Origin of the sequence: Bradyrhizobium sp. HKCCYLS3070, assembly GCF_051167575.1 — a bacterium.
Taxonomy (GTDB): domain Bacteria; phylum Pseudomonadota; class Alphaproteobacteria; order Rhizobiales; family Xanthobacteraceae; genus Bradyrhizobium.
The window spans coordinates 68754-83557 of sequence record NZ_JBNPTI010000013.1 but is presented as its reverse complement, the minus strand read 5'-3'; the positions used below and the strand labels follow the sequence as shown (position 1 = coordinate 83557).

Annotated in this window: 11 protein-coding genes; 3 read left to right on the top strand and 8 right to left on the bottom strand. The window is 63.5% G+C overall.

Translation table 11 applies throughout. The annotated features are described in order from the left end of the window. Positions 1-42: 42 nt before the first annotated feature. The 6 genes from ACQR03_RS28480 to ACQR03_RS28455 form a co-directional block, all read right to left on the bottom strand. Complete coding sequence (locus ACQR03_RS28480) at positions 43-3456, bottom strand: UvrD-helicase domain-containing protein (RefSeq protein WP_434842073.1); 3414 nt, start codon at positions 3454-3456, stop codon at positions 43-45. Continuing rightward, positions 3453-6110, bottom strand: a complete 2658-nt coding sequence (locus ACQR03_RS28475) for a PD-(D/E)XK nuclease family protein (protein ID WP_434842072.1) — start codon at positions 6108-6110, stop codon at positions 3453-3455. Before ACQR03_RS28475 ends, ACQR03_RS28480 begins: the two co-directional genes overlap by 4 nt. 75 nt (positions 6111-6185) lie before the next feature. Then, complete coding sequence (locus tag ACQR03_RS28470) at positions 6186-7916, bottom strand: hypothetical protein (protein ID WP_434842071.1); 1731 nt, start codon at positions 7914-7916, stop codon at positions 6186-6188. A gap of 7 nt (positions 7917-7923) precedes the next feature. Then, positions 7924-8976 carry a hypothetical protein gene (locus ACQR03_RS28465; RefSeq protein ID WP_434842070.1) on the bottom strand — a complete coding sequence of 351 codons (1053 nt, stop codon included), beginning with the start codon at positions 8974-8976 and terminating at the stop codon, positions 7924-7926. Positions 8977-9062: 86 nt separating this feature from the next. After that, positions 9063-9986 carry an ImmA/IrrE family metallo-endopeptidase gene (locus ACQR03_RS28460; protein WP_434842069.1) on the bottom strand — a complete coding sequence of 308 codons (924 nt, stop codon included), beginning with the start codon at positions 9984-9986 and terminating at the stop codon, positions 9063-9065. Continuing rightward, complete coding sequence (locus ACQR03_RS28455) at positions 9983-10303, bottom strand: helix-turn-helix domain-containing protein (protein WP_172131365.1); 321 nt, start codon at positions 10301-10303, stop codon at positions 9983-9985. The genes ACQR03_RS28460 and ACQR03_RS28455 overlap by 4 nt, the downstream gene beginning before the upstream one ends. A 187-nt stretch (positions 10304-10490) precedes the next feature. On the opposite strand from ACQR03_RS28455, the gene ACQR03_RS28450 reads away from it, so the two are divergent. Genes ACQR03_RS28450 through ACQR03_RS28440 form a run of 3 tightly spaced genes read left to right on the top strand, consistent with a single transcriptional unit; the run spans position 10491 to position 13218 of the window. Beyond that, a complete protein-coding gene (locus ACQR03_RS28450) occupies positions 10491-11735 on the top strand; it encodes a nucleotidyltransferase domain-containing protein (RefSeq protein WP_434842068.1) in 1245 nt (414 codons plus the stop codon). After that, the gene (locus tag ACQR03_RS28445; protein ID WP_434842067.1) at positions 11735-12187 is read left to right on the top strand and encodes a hypothetical protein; all 453 of its coding nucleotides are present in this window, start codon (positions 11735-11737) and stop codon (positions 12185-12187) included. The genes ACQR03_RS28450 and ACQR03_RS28445 overlap by 1 nt, the downstream gene beginning before the upstream one ends. Beyond that, on the top strand, positions 12184-13218 hold the full coding sequence (locus ACQR03_RS28440; RefSeq protein WP_434842066.1) for a CBASS cGAMP-activated phospholipase: 1035 nt from the start codon (positions 12184-12186) through the stop codon (positions 13216-13218). The genes ACQR03_RS28445 and ACQR03_RS28440 overlap by 4 nt, the downstream gene beginning before the upstream one ends. Positions 13219-13240: 22 nt before the next feature. Here the strand turns inward: ACQR03_RS28440 and ACQR03_RS28435 are convergent, their stop codons facing one another. Together ACQR03_RS28435 and ACQR03_RS28430 are read right to left on the bottom strand one after the other, a co-directional pair. Then, positions 13241-13681: a hypothetical protein gene (locus ACQR03_RS28435; RefSeq protein WP_434842065.1), complete on the bottom strand. Its 441-nt coding sequence runs from the start codon at positions 13679-13681 to the stop codon at positions 13241-13243. Between the two features lie 837 nt (positions 13682-14518). Next, positions 14519-14737 (bottom strand): helix-turn-helix domain-containing protein, encoded by a 219-nt coding sequence (locus ACQR03_RS28430; protein WP_315718625.1) that lies wholly within the window; start codon positions 14735-14737, stop codon positions 14519-14521. Positions 14738-14804: the final 67 nt, after the last annotated feature.

Genomic DNA, 14804 nt, shown 5'->3' with positions numbered 1-14804 from the left:
TACCCATTTCTGACCGGAGAGTCGAGGCTGTCAGAAAAACGATTACAAATTTCTGACGTCTTTCCCTTCCGGCGGCTGGCTGGTAAGGGCGGTTTCGACCCCCACCGGCACCTCAATCCCTCCCTCCAGATTACCGCTCACGCCGCCGAGCCGCCCCCAAACCCACTGAACGACACCCGGCGTCATGTAGACCAGCGCGCCCCGGAGAGCGCCCGTCGCCCGTACATAGTCTTCGAGCTGACCGGCATGGAGGCGAATATCCGCGTCGGACGGATCGACGTCGCTCTTCCAGTCGACGACCACTTCGGCGCGATCCCCAGCGTAGGCGATGGCGTCGATGCGTCCGGAGAGCGCGCTTGGCTTCGAGCTATCGTCGAGCAGCGCATACACCGGCCACTCAGGGGTCAGCCGCTCGCGAAGCGCCACGATGTCCGGCAGCTGCAACGTACGCCAGGCGGTAGCCGCTATCTCGCCGGCGTCCGGAAGGCCGTCGCCGTCGTCGGGATCGAGGACCAGTTCAGCCACCAACTCGCGCGCGCGGCTGGCAAAGCGCTCCACCTCCTCGACGAGTTCGCCCGTCAGCACCTCTTCCATCAGCTTGTGCAGGAGAAGACCGCGCACGCGCCCCGCACCGACAGGCTGACTGACCTCGGGCGCATCGCAGGCATCGAGCGTGATGGCCTCGATCGCCTGCAAGCGGTCCGGATCATGATCGCTCGGCCGCACCCAGGTCAGCGGAACGGCCGCTTCCTCGATGACCCCGCGCTCAGCTGCAAAGAGCTCAGCGGTCTGGGTATTCGGCGGGTCGGCGCTCATCGGCGTTGGCACCGGCGCCATGCGGGAGACGTCCAGCTCCGGCAATGCGTCCTGGCCCAGGTTGACGACACGAGCCCAGGACCTCTGCTCGGCCTGCGCTAATTCCGGCACGATCAGCAGCTCACGGGCTCGCGTACACGCCACGTACCAGAGCCGTTCCCGTTCGCGCATCAGGCTCTCGTCATCGGTCTCCAGCGCAGTGCGCAGCTCGGGCGGCACGACATCGCCGATCACCCAATGCAGCGTGTCGTCGTCAGCCCGGTGCACAAACGGCTCGCGGGAGCGCAGCAAGGTCGCGGTGTTGATCGGGATCACCACCGGCCATTCGAGCCCCTTGGCGCTGTGGATGGTAATGATCTCGATGGCGTCTCCGTCGGCATCGACATGGCCCTCGTTGTAGGCGGCGCCGTCGCGCCAATCGCGGCTCACGTCGCGGGCAAAGCGCTTCATGCCTTTGACGCTGTAGCGTCGTGCCCGTTCGAGCAGCGCCTCGACGTTGGCGGCGGCTCGCGCGCTGCGGTCGCCTTCGCGCGCGCTCAAGATCGGCCGCACGGCCAGCCGCTCGACAGCTTCGGCAAGCAGCAACGCAGGCGTCGTCGCCCGCGTCCGGCGGCGTAGGTCCTGGAGGATCGTGAGGACCCGCCGCGCGACTGGATGAGCGACGTGATCGGGGTCCATCGCGAGCGAGAACTGAGGAATTGCGTCGGGCCGATCCGCAAGCGGCGGCAAACCGGCGGTGATGTCGAGCAACTCCTCCTCGCTGAGGCCAACGAGCGGACCGCGCATCAAGGCGCCGAACGCCAAGGTGTCACCGGCGTCCGCCAGCACGCGCGCGAGCGCGACAAGGTCCTGCACCTCCTGGCGACGGAACAGTCCTTTCCCAGCCTGCGAAGCGATCGGGAGCCCGCGCGCTTCAAACGCGCGCTCGTATCGCCAGAGCTCGGAGCCCGTCGGGGCGAGCAGCGCGATGCCGCCCGGCGTGAGCGGCCGAAGCTCGCCGTCCTCGTCGCGGATCTTCACGTTGCCGATTAGCCGTGTGCAGAGATCGGCGACGGCTTCGGCCTCGGCGTCGCGGATCTGCGCCGCCCGCGAGTCCGGCGGCAGATCGATCGTGATTTTGGCAGCGCACGGCAGCCCGTGATCCGGCGGATCGAGCGTTGGCGCGAGCTCCACGTAACCCGGCTGATTCCGGCCGGAGAGCGGCGCTGCGAAACACCGGTTGATATGGGTCAGGACCGCCGGCCGCGAGCGGAAGTTCGCCGTGATCTGGACGATGTTGTCGGGCCAGCGCTGGGCGATGGCGCCCCGTGCTTCTGCGTAGGAACCCACGTCGGCGCCTCGGAAACGGTAGATCGCCTGCTTAGGGTCGCCGACCATAAAGAGAGCGCCCTCGCGCAGAACGCTGTCCTGCCATCGGGGCGCACTGTCGTCGGCGGCGATCCGAAACAGGATCTCCGCCTGGATCGGGTCGGTATCCTGGAATTCGTCGACGAAGATGTGGCGATATCGCTGTCCAAGCGCGCGTCGAACTGCTTCGTGCTCCCGCACGAGCGCGTGCGCCCGCTCCAACAGATCGTCGAAGTCAAGAACGGCGGCGGCGCGTTTGAAGGCAGCGTAGTCGGCGAGGACCTCATCGAGCTCATCGGACAACTTGGCGACCAGCGCGGTCGCGACACGGCCGAGGATGACGCGGTAACAGTGGTCGACCCGCGCAAAATGGCGACCGGCCTCCGCGTTGAGTTTGGCGCCCCGATCCTTGCCGGCGGCCTTGTCCCATGCCGTCTTCGTCCTTGGGGTTAGCAAATCGAAGGTGTAGCGCCGCATACAAGGCAGACGCGCCGGATGAGCGAGCCGCCAGAGCGTGTCGAAAACAGGCGGCGTCGCGAAGCTGCCCTCGAAATGACTGGCCAGTGTCTCCAGCTGTCCGACCACTTCGAGCGTCTTGGGCTCGACGGGCTGCGCCGACAGCCAGCGGCGGAAATCCGCGACGGCCTCGACGAGATCGATATCCGGCCGGCCGCTGAGATCGGCTGCGGGCGCCCGCGCACCGCGATGCTCCAGGCGAAACCGAGCAAGCCCCTGCAAGGTGGCGGCCACGTGACGCGGATCATACTCCGACAGGGAGGCGATCGGATCATCGGCCCGTGCCGGTCCGTTCAGCCGCCTTCTGAACCATTGCTCGAACACGGCCTCAAAAGCGGCCTCGGCCTGCGTCGCATCGAGGATGCGTGCCCCGGGATCGATATCGGCTTCGACCGCGTAACTGCAGATGATGATCTGGCAAAACGCGTGGATTGTCGTGGTGGTGAGCTCATCAAGCTTGCCGGCAGCCGCCGAAAGGGCGCGCCGCTGCGCGTCGGTTAAGCCGTCGGGCAGAGCTTCCCGCAACGGATTCGGAACACGTCCCGCGAGCAGATCGTCGACATAACGGTGGACGCGGGCGCCGAGCGCACTCGCCGCGAGCTCCGTGAAAGTGATGGCCGCTATCGAGCGTGGTTCGGCGCCGCGCGCCAACAGCATCGTCAGTCGGCCCGCCATGAGAGCGGTCTTGCCCGTCCCTGCCGCCGCCTCCACCAGCAGCGTCAAATGGAGTTCTGTGAGCGCCCTCAGGCGCGCGGATTCGTCGACGAGTTTCGTCATCGCGCACTCCAGATTCGGGCAAAGTCGCCAAAGGCGCGGCCCAAAGCTGCTTGTTTGCTCTGGAAATAGACCGCGGGGTTCGCTGGCAGCGCCAATGCGAAGTCATTCCAGGCCTCGCGTGCATCAGGACCCGGCAAGGCGTTGCCGCGACGCAGAAGATCGATGGCCGCGCTGATATGCGCGCCAATGTCGGCGATCGCCTGATCGACATCCGGCAGACTGTACGGCCTGGGCCGATCAGCCCCCAGAAAGACCAGGCGCGCGATGACCCGCGGATTGTCCGCCACGAGTTGGCGCGCGGCTAGCGCGTATAGCACACGCTGCAGCTCGGCGCCGCGCCCGAGAACGATCTCGCTGGCCTTCGCCGGTTCGGCGCAGGTCTTATAATCGGAGACGCGGACGGCTTTATAGGCGCTGTTGAAGTCCACCCGATCGATGCTGCCGCGAATGCGCACCCCGGCACCGGGAATGATCACCTGTCCCGTCGGCGGCCACAGGAGATCGCCAGCGGCGTCCGTGGCATTTTCCTCGCGGCCGAACGCGAGTTCGGTCCAGCTGCGCGTGACAGCCTGAAACGCCTCATCGAGCGTCAACGCCTTGAGCGCAAGATCGCGCGCGGCGGCTAGCGTGTGGCGCCACAAAAGAAGGGGTGGGGTCGAACGCTCGACCGGCCACTGCGCCCCGATGGCGGCTGATGCCGCATCGAGGGCGTCTTCGATCTCATGGCGGGCCGCATGCACATAGCCGGGATTGGGCTCGAGCGCGTCGACCGTGCGCTTCAGCATCTCGTGGACGAGCTCGCCAAAGGCGCGCGCGTCGAGCGACAAAGGTTGCTCGTCTTCGACCGGCGAGCACCAGCCCAAGGCGTAGCGCCACACAAAGGCGAGCGGGTCGCGCAGCATGAGGCGAAGCGATGTAGCCGACTGCACCTGCGCGATGGCCCGCGTGATGACGGAATGGTCGTGACTCACGCGACCGTCATGAGCGGTCACTGCAGGGTTTCGGCGATTGCGCCAGCAGGCGTCAGCGGCTCGCAGCGCCGCCGAGATCGCCGCCTCTTCGGGCCGAGCCAGCAGGCGGTCGGCCTCGCTGAAAGCATGGCTCGGGATGCGCGCGCGTTTCAATGCCGTGGTGCATGGGCCGTGCGGCAGGAGCGGACTGGGCGCCTGCAGCCCGCCTTGGGCGTTGCGGCGACTTCGCGACAGCACCAAAGCGCCGGCGGCCTGCGCGGTGATGATCGCATACGCCCGCCGGTCCTGTTCGCTGACCGACACGGAATCCAGTAAGTCACGCGACAGGATGTGGCTCGGAACCAGCGGATCTTCGCCGGTTCGCCGCGGCCACGATCGCGTCGTCAGACCAAGCAGACGGACGAAGCGACGTGGCGCAGCCGCGAGATGATTCGCCGGACACCAGACCGCGCAGGCGCCCGGGTCGCGGCCATCGGGAAGACGAAGCTCCTGCAGCGAAAATTCGAGCGCATCCGGCGGCGCACGGCGAAGCGCCTCGACCCAGAGCGCCTGTGCCGCGCGCCCGAGCAACAGACCGCAGGCTGCATCTGCGGCGCCAGCTCCTCTGGCAAGCACCTCGAGAACCGGCATGAGCCGCGGCCGCACGTCGACGCCATCCGTGCGACGAGCATGGGCTTCATCGAGTGCGCGGCGCCATTGCTCAAGCTCGAAGAGCCCAGCGCCAGGCCTCAGGCCCTGCGCCCAGTTCGGAGGCAGCGCATCGAGGCCGCGGCTGCGTCCAACGGCGTGGCCGAGGAGGCGGCGCACGCGATCCTGGCTCAACCCATTGAGCAAGACGTCGGCTAAGGCGGCGCAGGTCTGGCCTTCCCGCGACGCCAGCGCCGGCACGCCGTGCGAGAAATGCACCGGCAGACCGGAGTCAGCCGCCAGCACCAGCATGTGGTCGTCCCAGTCCTCGGTCGCCGTGGCGCAGACGGCGATCTCGTCCGGCCGTGCGCGGCCCGACGCGATGAGTTCGCGGATCCACCGCAGGGCTTCGACGGCCTCGGCGCGCGGCGAAGCGCAGGAGACGATCTCGGGTGGCGCCGGTGTAGGCCGCGGATCGGAGCCAAGCTCGCCGGCGAACCAGGCGACATCGGGATCGCCGGGATTGCGCCAGATGAGCGGCACCTGTTGCGCGAGGGCAATGAGCAGCGGGCGCCAAACGGGGGCGACCCCCACGACGCGATCGAGTTCGACCGCGCCGAGGACCGTGGGCGCGTACGCTATACGCTGTAGGGCTGCATCGCGCAGATCGCGCGGCGACAGGACACCCGCGGGCAGGCTCGCACGCACATGCGCATCGATCGTCATGAGATCCTGAAGCCGCGCGCGCTCACGGGCGCGGTCGGCCAACGCGAAGTCGGCGTTCCACAGCCGGTTCAGCGTCCAAGCCGCAGAACGCGTCATGCCGGGAAGGCTTCGGATGCTCTCGAGTTCGGCGAAACCGCCGGCTTCGAGCGCCGACCGGATGGCCCGGTCAAGCTCCTCGGATTGGGCGGGGCGCGTGAAGCCGCCGGCTAGCCGTGCCGCAAGTTGCGGCAAGGTCATGATCTGCACGCCGCCTTCACTTTGTCGTGCGGCGGCGATCCGCCTCATGCGAAAGGCGAGCGGCCCTTCAACGACAACAGTTCGACGATTCATCACCCCGCTCCCCGCATCCCCCATCAACGAATTGCCAGTTGATCCCCCAAAGAATGCCTCGCCAAGTTCCGCCTTCTATTCGATGCTGTAGTTCTGCTTGTCGCTATAGCCTGCCCAGGCTTCAACGGTGAAAGAGGGTGAACCGTCAATCCACCCGGCTGTCTGCCACAGGATATCCAATTGCTCTCGAATCTTCGGGGCGAGTTCACCGTTCATCTCGGCCAGTTTGGCCAGAGGCAAGATGACCTCCGGTTGCCGCACTCGTCTTCCGCCGGGCCGTGCGGCAGACAACTCAACGTCTTCAACTCCATCGAGGGAAATCGAAACCAGCGCAGGGCCTGCCACATCGAGGTCGTTGGCGATCGCGGCCATTCGCTCCAGGTTCCGCACGATGAGAGCCTCAGGACGTCTGCCGTCGACCACGATCTGAGGGTCGTCATCGATCCGCTGACCAATCGTGACCTGATATTCGATATACCCGGGCCGAACCAGTCGCATGCGCCACGACGTCTCAGGATTGAGACCGTCTCCGCGTCGACGAGGCACAGCGCAGCTCCACCACTGGCGGCCATCGCTGTCGACCTTTACGCGTTCGTGCGGTGATGGTGGAAACCGCAGCTGGAGTTCGCTGACGCGACGCGGATCCAAACGTCGACCTTCAGTGGCCTCGAACGGCACGAGCCGCAACGTCAAGCGCGGCTGACTCACGATTTCGGGGAGCGCGCCGCGATGCATATCGAACGCCAACTCCTGCAAGGCATTGGTTGCTTCCTGCGCCTGCTTGTTCGGTTCGGCGGCATCATCCCGGTCGCTATGAATGCCTGAGGCCACGGGAATTCGGTCTCGGGCGATCCGGTCGAAAGCGTCGATGGCTGCACAGAACATGGCCGCCTCCGCGTTCATCGCCTTGATCGCCTGACCGGTTCCGGGCTGAATTTCCTTCGCTACGTCCTGATCCGTCTTGGGCCAGCCCATCGCCGGATTGCGGTCCATGGCATATATGCGTTCAAGGACCAAACCGCCGAACTCGCCGGCGAGGCGCCGCAGATCGTCAAAGGTGCGCTGCACCTCGGGGTCATGAAATTCGTAGGCGGCTCCTACCCAGGTCTCGTTCATTTCATGAATCGGATCGAGCTGAGCCAAGCGGAATGGCGAGCCGAAATTGTGCTGGTGAAGGAACTGGCGCAGCGAAAGTGGCAGCTGGCGATGCACGCGCTCAAGCAGTTCCACGTCCCTCGGATGTGGTACCTGTGGCGCAGGGGGCCGCAATCCCTTCCGAACAACGTCATCATTGAAGATCGCCTTCAGCGCAGCGACAAGGTGTTTCGTCAGCTCGTCTCGGGCTTTCTTTCGGTCTTCCGGTTTGGCGCCGGGCGTACACGCGTACAGGATCGGGCGACGCACGTGACGCAGGTCAAACGGAAGCTCGTGCTGCTCGGGATCGCCAAGTGCAGTGTTCATCACCGAGATGACGCGTCGCGAACTGAGTGATTTAAGCGCCCACCCATGCTCGATCAGCACATTTGGATTCGGGAGGCCACCACCGTGAGGTCTCACCGCGACATAGGTAAGATCCGACAGAAACACGGCGGCTCGATCAATTTTGCCGTAGATGGTTTCGGCAATCGCCGGCGAGCCGGGAACGTGAAGCGTATCCTTGTCCATCGCCAATTCGCGATCGGCGAGATCGATCTCTGCGTCCGCCTGCAGCAGCCCGATGGCCCTTTCTAGACATGCCTCGATCATCGAGCGCCCCACCGCGTTAGGGGTGTCGCTCTGCCAAGAGAAGAAAATATGATGCGTCACGCCAGCCTCACCCCGCGGCTTTTGTCCGGTCCCTGCCGATTTCGACAAGCCGAACAACTGCGCGCTCCAGAGTCACGCGCTGCATTTCCTGAAACTGAGAAATCAGAGTTGGCAGCCGAATATTGATCTTGTCATCACCACGGTAGAACAATGCTCGGTTCTTGTGACGATCCAGCCTCCCGTTAGTACGGTCCGGCATAAGCACGAACTTTTCGACTACGCGCCCATCTTTCACAACCTTATAAACCTTGGGCATGTCATCGAGGAGCCCGTCATGAATGACGAGGTTTCTTACCAACTCGATCTCTCGTACCGCCTCACTCGGCTCGAACAATGTTCCCGGTGCTTCGCCCCATCCGGTACGTCGGCGGTCCCCGAACTGGATGCTGGATGACGACAGCTTCGGATAGGTTGAAAAATCGCTGCGCAGATGCTCGATCTCGTGGACCAGTTTCGTTGTATAGTCGAGAAGGCTGTGCAGGCGGATGAAGATCACGTTGAGCGTAGCGGTAAGGCGAGTGACAACCGGAGACGTTATCCAGCGCACACCGTCCCGTTCAGCCAAAGGCGGATAGAAAAGCTGATCAAGATTGAGCGAGCGATAGAACTCGCCAACCAGAAAGCACACTTCCTTTGTGCACTCTTGGATGCCCGACACAAGCTTTCGGCAGTCGTACAGGTACAATAGCTCATGCAAGCGGGGCATTTCCCGGAGAGCAACCAGTGCTTGCTCGAACTCACCTCGCGATAAGGTCGACTCAGAATTCAAGCCGGCCTCATAGAGAAACGGCGGGATGACCGGCAAAAGCGCATGATAGGAAGCGTGGCCCCCGAGGAGCGCTGACGCGAATCCGTCGTGGAGCCGAATGCATTCGGCCTCGATCTCGTAAAGCAAATCGCCGTGGACCGGACGCCAAGCGCCCTGCGGATCGAGGCAATACCCAGGTTGCCCTCCGAGAGGATTGTGTTCCGGTACGCCATGGAGCGTCAGGAAGATCGGCGCTACCGAATCTGACGTTGAACCTGCCGATTTGTCGGTCGGAGTGTCCAACATATACAATCACAGCTCCCGACCGGCGGACGTTTCGGCATGGCCGACCTCACCGATCACGCCGCGGACTCCTCAAGATTATCCTCAACCATCTTCTAACGAACCGGCATTTGACCGTTCCGCACGAAGTGGTCGAAGACGTCAGTCTCTTCCTCTTCCGCTTGGAAACACGGACCATCCGCCTCGAACTGCAGCACGGTAATTTCCTGATCATATCGCTCAGAGCGAAAGCACATCTCGTGCACCGGCTCCGGAAACCAGACTCCAGCTTGCTGCGTGATCCCAGTCAGCGCCGCATCTGAATAGCCGCGTCGTGCAGCAAAGGCCTGCACCGGAAGTTCGAATACGGTGTCTCGCGTGCGGATATAGCGCCCTGACTTAAGCGCCGCCTTACTGGGCTTTGCCCAATGGGCGAACCCCTCATTCGACACCACCATGATCGCCCGGGTCTCGGTGTATTCAAGCCAGCGCAAAATCGCCGCAGTCAGCGAAACGCCGTAGCGCTTTGCGAGCCGGCTGAGGGTCTCGAAATCGGTCCGAGCCTTGGCCGGCAGTTGGCGGCGGAAGTCATGAAACGGCATCAGCAATGCGGCGGCGAACTCGTCGGCCTCCTGCTCGATACCGGCCCCGCTGCGACGAACCACCGCATTCTCGTCGCAATAGATGCCGCCGTCAAAACCCTCGTCCTCTTCGATCAGCTGGCGATGCAGGACGTAGTGAGCGAACTCGTGCCCCACGGTGAACGCGCGGCGTCCATCGGACTGACCGATATGGTACATGATGGCCCATTGGCGCGGCCGCGCCTCCCCATAGACCAACGCTCCGACGCAGCCCGGGATGTTGCGCTCGACGACTTCGTGGATGGGGCTGTCGGGCGCGACCTTGCGCGAGTACTCGAGCGCAAGACCGATCACGTCAACAGGCGCGCGATCAAACCGATCCGCTCCAAGGACCAAGTCGAGCATCTGCGTGATGCGTGCCGCTTCCTTCAGCGGCCGGGGACGACTCGGCTCGCTCATTTGCGGGTCTTTGTGTCCAGGATGCGGGCCATCTCGCGAATCTGCCGGCGCGTATCCTCCGGCAGGCCGCTATACTGCCGGAAGAAGGCGGTATCCTCGGCCTGGCTGAGCGTCTGCGTATCCGCCCCGAACAGGTAGTCGACGGTTACCCCCAAGGCGCCTGCAATCGCGGACAGCTTCTCGGCGGATGGCCGAGGCGGATTCTTATTTTCGAGCTCCCAGATATAGCTCTTGGACGAGCCGGTCTGCTGCGCGAGCTGATCGAGCGTCAGGCCCTTTTTCGTTCGTAAGTCCTTGATTCGCTCGCCAAATTTCATAGCCAGCCCTTCTACTCGATCCGCCCCAACCTCGCATTCGGAGTAGCTATATTTTATGTCCCTTGACAGGCGCATTCAAGCTCCCCATCTTGTTCGGAGTAGACGTATTTCACTTTATATCATCCCGAACATCGCGCGGGCGGTGGCGAGATGCACAGATGCAGCCCAGCCCGCCGCGGAGATCAATGTGAACATCCAGCTTGCGCCGAGCGGCCTTAATCCCTTTGACGACCCTCTCGACCGTATCCTCGCCGAGATCGCGCTCAGCGTTCAGCTGCCGCCCTCGCTGCATGGCAAGGCGAAGTCGCGTTACGAGGCGGTGCGGCGCCATCTTGAGGCCACGACCGCCTTCTTCGACCAGATCGAGCACTTCTACCCGCAAGGCTCCATGGCGATCGACGCCACGATCTCGACGCGGGGCACCGACGACGAGTACGATCTCGACATCGTCTCGCAACTCGGCGGTCGCTTCCGCGGCATGGCCCCTCTTGAGATCCTGACCGAGCTCGAAACCGCGCTCGCCGACTATCCCGTGCAGCGGGTGTTGCGGCAGACGCGCTGCGTCACTCTGTTCTACGCCGACAAGATGCATCTCGACGTCACGCCGTCGCTGCGCGTCTACAGCACGCTCGATCGCGAAAGCCTGATCACTCACGCCAAAGGTCCGCACCGGTCGGCCGACGATCGGTTCGTTGACATGAACGCCTACGGGTTCGCGCAATGGTATGCGAGCAGGACGCCGCTCGAACTGCGCATGGCGAAGGAGTTCCACCGGCGGTGGCTTGACCATGCCGGCCTTGCGGCGCGCGCCGACGCTGACGTCGACGAGGTTCCGGATCAGTGTCACTTCATCGTCAAAAACACTGCGACGCTCGCGCTCCAGCTCCTGAAGCGCTTCCGCAACATCCGCTACGCGAGCTACAGTGGCCGCATCCCGCCATCGGTGATGCTATCCTACTATGCCGGGCTCGCCGCGCAGCCGAACATGTCGCTTAATGCCATGCTTGTTCGTCTCTCAAGCTGGATCATCCGCGACACCGAGCAGGCCTCGCTTTATGGACGGCTCCTGCACGTCGCCAATCCGGTCTGCGAGACTGACGTCTTTACCGACCGCTGGCCGGAATCCATCGCCCAGCAGGATGAATTCGCCGAACATCTGCGCGAGCTCGTCAGTTCGCTCGACGCGATGCGCAAGGGCGAGATGTTCCCCAATGCGATGATGGACGTCTTGCGCGGCAATTTCGGCGACCGCGTCGTGACCCGTGCCGCCGATCAGATCGCAACCGAGGTAGGTGGCGGGATCCAGCAGTCGCGTCAGCTCTACACGCGGCGCGGCGGCGTGCTGCTGCCTACCGCCGCCGCCGTCGCACCGGCCCTCAATCCGGCGGTCGCGGCGGCGCGGCCTCACACCTTCTTTGGACGCAAGATCTGATGATGGCGGCGCCCCTCTCCATCGACGAGCAGGTCGCAGCGATGAAGGCGACCTGGCCGCAGTTCGCGGCGCGTCGTGTCGACCGCCGCGCCCAGTCCGCCCGATGGGCGGGAAGCGTGAGACCGCAATATGCGAGCTACTCTCTGGAGATCCGATACGAGCTCGGGTCGTTCCCCGAGGTGCGAGTGCTCTCACCGGAGTTGATCCGCCTGCCGGGAAACGCCGAGGGTCAGTTGCCCCATGTCTATCCCCCGGCGGAGGATCCGACTCTTTGCCTGTTCGATCCTCGTGAGAGGGAATGGTCGCCAGCGATGACCATCGCCAGCACGACCGTCCCTTGGGCGCTGGACTGGCTCGCCTGCTACGAACTTTGGCTGATGACCGGGCGCTGGACCGGCGGCGGTCGGCATGCCGGACCAGGATCCGCAGAGGCAACGGAGACCACGCAATGAACTATGTTCCGCCGCGCCGATCCGACGGCACGATCCAACATGCTCGCCGGAAGCAGCCGTGGCCGCAGGGCTGCCCGTTCCGCATCCTGTCGATCGACGGCGGCGGCATTCGCGGCGTCTTCCCCGCGGCCTTCCTCGCCGAACTCGAAAGCCGCTTCCTCGACGGCGCGTCGATCGCCAATCATTTCGACATGATCGCCGGCACCTCGACGGGCGGCATCATCGCGCTCGCCCTTGCCCACGGGATGACGGCGCGAGAGGCGTTGAACATCTATCTCGAGCGCGGTGAGCGCATCTTTCCTAGGGCGGCCGGGCTTGGCAAGGTTTCAAGGGCGCTGCGTTGGCTGTTCGAGCCGAAGCACGACCAAGCCGCCCTCAAAGAGGAGCTGCTGCGCATCTTCGGCGACAAGGTGCTCGACGACGCCATCACCCGGCTGGTGATCCCGAGCTTCGAGGGGCGCCACGGTGAGCCGTTCCTCTACAAGACGCCGCACCACTCGGACTACCAGAAGGACCGCCACAAGAAGTTCGCGCATGTGGCGCTCCACACGACCGCAGCCCCTTCTTATTACCCCGGTGTCGAGGACGATGGTTACATCATGATCGACGGCGGCATCTGGGCCAACAACCCGATCATGAACGCGCTGGTCGATGCGCTCGCCTGCTTCGACATTGCGCGCGAGGACGTACGTATCCTGAGCCTGGGCACGGGGGAGTCCACCTTCACGGTCGATGAGCGGGCGCGCAATGGCGGCATCAAGGATTGGGCGTTCCTGCGCTCCTTTAATGCGGCCGCCCGCGCGCAGTCCCGCAATGCTCTCGGCCAAGCCTATCTGCTGGTCGGCAAGAACAACGTTACGCGGATCGATGTGCCGGAAAGCGATGCGCCGATCGCGATGGATGACGTGCAGCGCTCGGTCCGCGAGCTACCTATGGTGGCACGCAGTCTCGTCGAAGGCGCCGGGCATCACATCGAGCGGGTGTTTCTCGATGGCGCGGTCAAGAAATTCATCCGTTGTCCGATGACATAGGCGAATGATAAGGTTCTCGTCTCTACCGGGCAGTGAGCAGGCGGCAGGCGAGCTCGCGCTCGCCCCAGCGGGTCGAGAAGGTGTCGGAGACCTCGAACCAGCTCCCGGCATTGCCGATGCCATGGTTGGCGCCCATGCAAGAGCACTGGCATTCGTGCCCCTGTGCTTCCTGGCACGCCCGCGCACAGATCTCCTGCTCGCGATAGGGCTGAATGATGTAGACCTTACCGTAGCGCTGTAGCGCGCGATCGACGAAGTCGTTGAACCAGGACTTCGGCAGCTCCCAATAAGCCTGATTGCCGCCGATCCATTCAGGTGTTGTTCGCCGGCCATTCTGCAGCCATTGCCCATTGTCGTCGGCAAACGGCAGGCGCACCCGAAGCCTCTCGCCACGCCCGGTCCGGCGTAGCACGACCGGCGTTGGCTTCTGCTTCCAAACGTAGTTGAGAGTGAGCCACTCCATGGAAACCTGCTACAGATCGCGATGGCGGGCCGGCACTTCGCCGTGCTCAGCTATCACATATTCTAGTGCGAACAGAACGACGAAAATCAAAGTTCTCGTCCGCGCCTGCGACGATCGGCGATAAGCGTGCTCTAGCTGCTCATCAGCGCGAGGGCGATATCGTCCACATAGTCAGGGACCTCGCCGGAATCGACGCCGGGACATACCTTTCCCGCCCGTATGGCCACGGCGACAAGGTGCGCAATGGCAGCTGAATGCCTGATTCGACGAGCTATCGCCGAAGTCGCGCTCGACCGGTGGCGGCTGGGGTGTCCTGCTGGCATTGGAAGGTGCGACTGGCGCTGTTTATCCGGGCGTCACCTTCCGAAAGGTGCATGATACCGAGGGGCCGACGCGAATGAGCTTCCGCAGCATACGGTGAAAGACGTGTAAGGCATCCATCGTATCCAGCTTGGAAGGGTTTCGACAGCTGAATACTTTCAAGGCGCGTTCGGATGAAAGTTAGCTCCAGGCGCGATTGAACTGAAATAATTTTCCGGTTTATCCGAATTAAAGCGGCCCGATAGCTCCTCACCCGCGGGCCGGAGAGAGTTACTCTGCTGAAAACATACTGCAGGTCGGCGCGCCTCCGACCCAACAGTTAGGAGCCGCGGTCTTGGGCTATTTGACGTGTGCCAGAAGTCGCCGGTTCTGAACTTCAACAGGTTAGAGCACGATTCAGAACGAAGCAGCCGAAGTCGTCGGCCGTCTCAATTCAGGCTTGGCTTCAGAGGCAGCCCGTGGTGGCGCGGCAATCGTCCTGAGCTGCAAGTGAGTGCCAACGCGTGAAGCAATCTGTCATCGCACTAAGCGAACTCCAGGATGATCGCCGTCGATGAAATGAACGCCCGCGGCCTCAAGAGCGCGCCTGACGGCCGCCAAATTGTTGATTGACGGAATCCGGCGGCCTTTTTCGAAATCACGAATTGTACTCTCGCTCAAATTGGACCGAGCAGCCAATTCAGCCTGAGACCAGTCGAGCAAACCACGAGCCGCCCGAGATTGATCGGGAGTCATTCAACCGCCATTTCATGGGAACACGATTTTCGTTTAACGACCACGAAAAGCGTTGACATCCGCGAAT